Below are 7,366 nucleotides of genomic sequence, written 5' to 3'. Positions count from 1 at the left end.
TAAGAATCAGAAATGCGGAACTTTTCACATTCAAAAATTTCATTAGGGTCAAGGTAATCTTTGCTCTGACGGGCACGGTACTCGCTCAAAGTAATATTCTTGGCCTTGGCAACAGCCGAATTGTGGGCACAATCCAAAGCTTGTGCTGCTGCTTTAAGACTTTCAAGAGATTGCTCATCATCTTCACTGCCCACACATATAAATGTATTGCCCATTTCTGTGAGGAGCGATCGCAAGTCATCGCGCAAATTATTGAGAGAATAGTGGCGGTTAGCCATAATTTGGCAGTAAGCCTCAAGCGCCCAATCTTTCTCTGCGCCCCGCTTACCCGTTTCTCTGTCAATCCGCAACAGAAAAGCGGTCATTTCATTGGTTTGGAGCAAGCGCTCTTTAATCTTGGTAGCATTTGTATCCTTGTAACCAAAGGGAGGACGCGGGGCCACCCAAATATGAAACGGAACTTTCGGGCGATACCGGTACAGTTGTTGGGCACATTCGGTAGCGGTTTGGGAAACGCCGTGAAAGACACCAAATACTAAGTCAAAATGATACTCAGAAATATCGACACCAGTACCCAGGCTGGGAGAGGTGAACAAGGCATCAAAGTTTTTGACGGCGTTGGTGATATCTTTAATGAAAGCGACGTTTTCATCACTGCCGGAATTATCGGAGTGGACAGACCAGATGCGCCATTTTTGGGGTGTATGGGATTGGTCAGAGTTAGGATCTTCGTACTTAATAGTAAAAGACTTTTCGAGTTTTTTGATGAAACGCTTGGAGTCACTTGCAACCATGACTTTCAGACCTTGCATCAGGGCTGCCGAGATTTGGGCAACTAGGGCGCTTGAATTACTGCCTTCGTACCAATATATAGTGCGTGAGCCATTTTTCCATTCATTTTTGACGATGTAAGGTACTTCACCTACTGGTCGCATTGCCCGAAAGAAGTCCACGGTTAAATCATCCATGTGTGCGTCGGCAAGGACGACTAGTGGCGCGTTGTATACTATATATTCCAGTACCTCCAAGATTGCTGCACGGTGCTGTTTACACGTATTACTGTGTAGTAGGTGGGTAAGGTATTGGCAAGCTTCATCTATAAATATGCAGCCATAAATCAGCGCTTGCGTATTGAGTTTGTGCAAGCTGTCAATGGTAATACTAAGGGCTTGGGCTTGAGCTAAACCTGTGTAACCCAAGTCTGAATACATCGCAGTTCTCAGGCGTAAGCTTAAATTCTTCAGCAGGTTGACGCGATGCCCGTTGTTGAGGAACCGAGCATCGGGGTTTTGCTCACGCCACCAGCGCATAAGTTCAGTTTTCCCTGTACCCATGTCGCTCCAGAGTACGACCAGTCCTGATTTTGGGAAATTGAAGCTAGGGGATTTCTTCGATTTGTCTGAATCAACTCCGCCAGAATCCGTAGACTCCTTCTTTCTCCAATGTCCTTTTATAGATGGCGTGAAAAGTTGTTCCTTTTCAAGCTCATAAAGCTCAGGCACTCTCAAGCATTTTTCTTCAAGTTCAGGAATGCACAAAGCCTCAGAGAGATACTTGATATTAATAGTGACATCTGGTTTGTATTTGCTAAGTCCCCATTTTTTCGCCCGATACGAGCGCTGGTAATCGGCAAGTGATTTGGCATCATCTATAATTGCAGTTAGCAGGGCATTGGCATCAACACCTCGACCAACTACAAAATCATCAACGCCTTTTTCTGGCCCCGGCAGTAATGCAACTTCACATTCAGAACCTGCCGATTCGATTGCTTTTGCAGTGCGAACAGTGGCTTGGTAAACTGACCAACGGGTATTAGCTCTTGTTTCGTAGTCGAATAAAATAATGAACTTGCGTCCCGCCTGAGCCATTGGTACTAAGTCAGGATGCAATCGTTCATCAAAATCTTGTTTGCCCACGCGACCATTCCAAATTCCTGGCAGTGCGATCGCTACAAACCCTAAACTAAGCAAGCAGGCCGCTTTTTTTTCGCCCTCGCATAAGATAACCGGAATCTCTGGATGTTGCTTTACCCACTCCCAAAATATTAGTGGATTGAGTTGATCCAGTAAGCGCAATGCTAAAAGCGAATGATAGCGCTTAATTAAATAACGCTTTGCAACTCTGTCCCAGATAGGGTTAGCGACATCAAAGTAGGTAACGCGGTTGGGGGTTTTGGGGGGTGATTCGTACTTAACAGGCTTGCCTTTTTCCCAATCAATGCGAGGGAAGTTCGGCTTAATCCGCCCCCACTCCATTGGTTGCCAGTTTTTGAACGGGTCAAGTGATTGAATCCACGTCCCACCCAGTAATAGATGCTGATACAGCTTTAAGTATCCATCTGTTACCCGACCCGCATTCTTGCGTGGGATTTTATCAGATATGAACAGGTAATCATAAACTGATTCTCCCTCTACGTGGAAAAAGTTGCGCTTAATCAACGCCGGATGAATGCCGCTACCAGCTAACAACTCATGGTATTCCGCTGCCGTGAGATTGTTTGGATATTCAGTTGAAGAGGCATTCATCGGTTCTCTCCTCGGAATCCCTTGGAGAGAACTCTTTCAAGCTGCGAAACTCTTGCTCTAGCAGTTCGCCAACCCAAAATTGCTGGGTGAGGGCTGGGGAAAGGGGAAGGTGAGGCCCCTACGAAGTGAGGATAAGGGGCAGGGGTAAGGGGTAAAAGATTTAAAACCTTTCCCCCTTTCCCTTTTCCCTTTAAAGAGCCAAGTTGACTTGCCAGACTATTAGCCTGGATATTCCGAAAATTTCCCTTCGTCACAGCACAAAATTGCCATGCGAAAGCTGCACTCGACCCCATACGCTCTAACACTGCGCTCTTGGGGCGTTCTCTGTTTTTCACGATATTTTCCCTGATAACTTGGTTTACAAGCTTCAGAGGGGGCTGTTGCGCTGCTAAAGATTTTTAACTATGAAATTCGGGTTTTTTCTTAATCAAACTTAATATCTCGCCGATTTGACAATTTCATAGCCGAAACTACCACACAAAACTGGTGTGTTTGTATGGTTTCTCGTATAATACAAGAAGCAGCGTGGATTCAACTCTGTTGGACAAATTAGCAGTTAAGAAAGTCGCCAAACTAGGATAACTACTTTTTTTGTTTCTACAAGAGCAAGCCCGCTCTGGAGTTATTCGATTTTAAGTTTGGGGCAGAACACTTACTCCTTAGTAGCGTTTTGTCCCTTAAATTTTGGGTATTGTCGTATATTTACCTCCATTTTCGCTTCATCTAGTCAGTAACCTGATATTACAACTTCTTTTCGTCTAGTATCTAATGTCATTTTGCTTTTTTCTTTTAAATCCTCCATGTTTACTAAAAAATATTTAACTAGGTAGGTAATCTTAAGTTTTTAATACTTTCGTGTAGAGTATGATTACCTAACCATAAAATCTGTTAAGATGCATTTGCTAAGATTGGTAAAGCATCAGATGTATGCACTAATCCTTGTGGATCTGTCAAGATATACTTTTTAATTACTGGTTGAAGAGTAAAAGTAATTTCTTTTGTAATTGGATGTTTAATACTTTCTAGCAATGACAGTCGTTCAAGTTTTTCTAATGCTTTCACTAACTCTGAAGTTGATAAAGATACTTTATACTTTTGATTTATATTAGTTAACAGCTTAACAAAACTGATGGATTGAGAATTTGAAGCTATTTCATTTGCTAAATAAATCATAATCTGTCTCTGAATTTCACTTAACACTTGACTGAACATCTTATCGAGCATCGCTTCAAGTTCACTGCTAACAAATGTAGTTTGGTTTTCAAAAAATATTTCAGTACTACCACCGAAAAAGTAGTTAATTCGTTCACCTACTGTTTCTAGTTCTAATGGATTACCACTATATTTTTTAATCAAATCATGACACTTTTGTGGATTAGTTAATCCTTGGGTAGCTAAAAGCTGCATTGCAGCATCTGCATCTAAGCCTTTAATTTTAAGATACTGAATAGAGCGTTTAGCTCTTATTAGGCTATCGAATTCATTAGGAAAAACTCGGCCAGTTAGAAGCAAGCAGCTTTGGTGCTGCTCTTCCAGTAAGCGACGAAAAAATGTTTCATACTCTAACCGTTGCTCAGAGCTATTTTTCTGAAATAATGTGTCAAATTCATCCAATACCAGCAGACAGCGACGGGATTGCAACTGCTTAATTAACACTGTAATCCTTCCCTGAGTATACTCAGGGAAGGTTAATGAGGGTTCTACGGTTTGGATTTGTTCTACTAGTTCAGAAACTAAGTCCTGAACTAGTGGTGCATGAGACACTGATTTCCATAAAAAGTAATCAAATCTAGGTTGAGATTTTAGGCTAAGTTCTGCTATTAACTTTGCAGCTAAAGCACTCTTACCAATTCCTGGCACTCCTATTAGTGAAATACAACGCTGCTTGGTTACTAATTTTTCTAAATCAGCCAGTTCCTGCGCTCGTCCATAAAAGTTAGATATATCAGGTGGTCGACCTCCAATAATTTGTAGAGAGTTGTCGGCAGAGGTTACTTGATTTTCACTTGATGCTGGTTGAGTATGATACTTATCTGGGGTTAATATTTCTAAAAAATTCCTCAGATTCTTTTTGTAAACCCGTTCACCATTTCCAATGGTAGCGGACAGTACATCCCATAGTTGAGGAGCTAAACGCCGTTGTAAGTAATTAAGGCTATAGGGTGAGTTTTCTGCTATCTCCTCGTAATCACAATCATTCCATGTTCCCTTTAGGACAGTGATCTCAGCTTCAGATAAGCGTCTCCCTGTCTTGGTAAACACTAGGTCGTCTACCACAGCCAAGGCTTTTTCAAAAGTTACTATTTTGGAACAATTCTGTTCAGTAAAGTTCCGTCCTGTTATGGTAGCCGAAGACAGGGAAGGATTTAGTGGTAAATTCAGCCTTTGTCCAGCATTAAAATCCATAACTATCCTTGTACCAATGGGCCAATCGATATTTTTAAGTCAAATTCCATAGCTAGCGTTATTTTAATAGCGTGTCATAACACACATAATCTTACTAGGCTTTTCCGCTTGTAATTACTTTTTTTGTGGAAGTAGCATACAAATTTTTAATATTGTTACTAAGCCATAAATATACCTGAATATATGCCTGTAAGCCAGTTGGTGAGCCACTTAGCAATGAAATATTTAGTGAATTAGTTAATACGCAAGAGTCAATTCTTGCCTGCTTTATATAAGTTTTCCAAATATGTCATGCTATTGTATCAATCCTTTTTGCGATAACCGTCAAAATCCTAATGACATTGAAAACTGTCTATCGTGTGGTACTTCGCTGCTTATTAACGACCGTATCCGCCTAGTTGAACCATTGAGAGAGCTTGCTGATAACCCATTTAATTATTTTGAAGTATTTGAGGTAGACGACGCTAGTACTCAATGGAATCTTGGTCATAAGCGGCGAGTTATGAAAGTTCTGAAATGGGATACCCCTAATTTAGTTAAGTTGATTGAGCATGAATCCCTGGCTTTGCAACTAATTCAGCATTCTAATATTCCCAAAAGCACTGAGGACGACTTTTTCACATTTGTTCCTAAGAATAGTCGCTTAATATTACATTGCTTAGTTATGGATAAATTTGAGGGAAAAGACTTGGAGCAATGGATAGAATCTAATGGGCGGATTTCGCAATCTCTAGCATTAAAATGGCTTAAACAGTTAGTTGAAATCCTTGACACAGTACACCGTTCTGATTTTTTTCATCGAGACATTAAGCCTTCTAATATAGTTCTTCAGCCAAACGGTCAATTAGCATTAATTGATTTTGGTACTGCGCGACGATTAACTAATACTTACTTAGCTAAAGTAAGTGGAAGTGGGGGAACTAATAAAGGTAGAGGAGGGCGATATGAAGTTACTTCTGTTATTACGCCTCACTATACTCCCTTGGAACAAATTAATGGTCAAGCAGTACCACAATCAGATTTTTACGCTTTAGGTCGGACTTTTGTACAATTAGTTACTGGTATTAAACTGATGGAGCTGCCAATAGATAATAAAACAGGAAATTTAATTTGGAGAAATAAAGCAACGCATATTGACAAGCCTGTTGCTAGTTTTATCGATGAATTGATGGCTCAATTGCCAGGGCAGCGTCCGCAAACTACGCGAGTAATTTTGCAGCGATTAGAAAAGCTACCTCAGCAAATTAAAAATTATAGATTAGCTAATTCTAAAATATTTAAATTTAGCAAATATACATTAATAGGTTTATTAAGTATTTTGGGTATCTTTTTATCTATACCTCTAGCAGCTAATTATTTAGTAGCTCAAGGAGAGAGGGCTGAGGCAGCAAATGATTCTCAGAGCGCACAAGAGTTTTTTGATTCAGCCATAAAAATTAAACCTCAAGTTAAAAATTCTATTTCCCAATTTTATTTTGATAAAGCATCTCGTAGTACTCAAAAGCTGCAAGATGCTAAAAAATATTATGAGTTATCGATAAACTATAATAATCAAGATATAGACGCTCACAATAATTTAGCTTTTGTTTGCCAGCTATTAAATGAATTTGATTGTGTAACTATTAATTATGAAAAAGCTTTGAAGTTAAAGCCTGATAGTTGGGAAGGACACTATGGCTTAGGAACCTTTTATGATGATCAAGGAAAAAAAAGCTTGGCAGAGAAGCAGTATGAGTTGTCTATAAAAATTAATAGTCAAGCAATTCCAGTTATCAATAACCTCTCCAGATTAAAAATTTTAAAAGGTAACTATAAGGCGGCGATTACTCTGGCACTACAAGGTCTACAAAAGACTAAAGAACCAAAATTACAAGCTGCATTGTATAAAAATTTAGGATGGGCGAAATTACAGCAAAGGCAGTTAGGTGAAGCAAAAGAATATTTAGAAAAGGCAGAAAAGTTGGATGGTCAAAGAGCAGATATTTACTGTTTACTGGCACAAACTCAAGAAGCTTTGGGTGATAACGATAATTCCTGGCTTAACTGGGAAGCCTGCTTGATACTTGAGTCTAAACAGCCAGAAGTTTTTCGTTGGCGTAAGGATGTATTACACAGAATTAGGCTCAAGCCTTCTTCTCGCTAGAGCAGGGTAAGCCCGTTTTAACAGGAGTTAAACATTTTTGAGGCAGAAACAAGCCTTAAAGCTATACAGGGTAAGTAAAATACACCAAAGGCTCAAAAAAGCTTGAAACCTAGATATATCAAGTAACTAGCCAAAACGATGTCAAAGCATCTCTGTATATGCGCTTGAGGGTTTTTGTGGCTACTTCCTATCTAAGTCCCCTTAAAGCTAGCAACCAAACTTTATACTTATTTATTCTCTACTTACATTAAAATGCCAATTGTAAGTACCTATTGTGTCTTGTTGTAATGCT

At 39.8% G+C, this 7,366-nt stretch carries 4 protein-coding genes; 1 reads left to right on the top strand and 3 read right to left on the bottom strand.

The genetic code is table 11. The features are described 5' to 3' along the window. The 3 genes from G1O98_RS20220 to G1O98_RS20210 all read right to left on the bottom strand — a co-directional run. On the bottom strand, positions 1–2,525 hold a 2,525-nt coding region (locus G1O98_RS20220), incomplete at its 3' end, for a plasmid replication protein, CyRepA1 family (RefSeq protein ID WP_163931004.1). Further along, positions 2,522–2,860: a hypothetical protein gene (locus G1O98_RS20215; RefSeq protein ID WP_163931002.1), complete on the bottom strand. Its 339-nt coding sequence runs from the start codon at positions 2,858–2,860 to the stop codon at positions 2,522–2,524. The genes G1O98_RS20215 and G1O98_RS20220, both read right to left, overlap by 4 nt. 553 nt (positions 2,861–3,413) lie before the next feature. Continuing rightward, positions 3,414–4,931 carry an NACHT domain-containing protein gene (locus tag G1O98_RS20210; RefSeq protein ID WP_163931000.1) on the bottom strand — a complete coding sequence of 506 codons (1,518 nt, stop codon included), beginning with the start codon at positions 4,929–4,931 and terminating at the stop codon, positions 3,414–3,416. 286 nt (positions 4,932–5,217) lie between these two features. Here G1O98_RS20210 and G1O98_RS20205 point away from each other — a divergent pair, with 286 nt between their 5' ends. Further along, complete coding sequence (locus G1O98_RS20205) at positions 5,218–7,074, top strand: protein kinase (RefSeq protein ID WP_163930998.1); 1,857 nt, start codon at positions 5,218–5,220, stop codon at positions 7,072–7,074. Positions 7,075–7,366: the final 292 nt, after the last annotated feature.

The sequence above is a fragment of the Nostoc sp. UIC 10630 genome (genome assembly GCF_010747425.1).
Classification (GTDB): domain Bacteria; phylum Cyanobacteriota; class Cyanobacteriia; order Cyanobacteriales; family Nostocaceae; genus Nostoc.
Note: the sequence above shows the minus strand (reverse complement) of the source record. Positions and strands in the feature narration are given on the sequence as shown.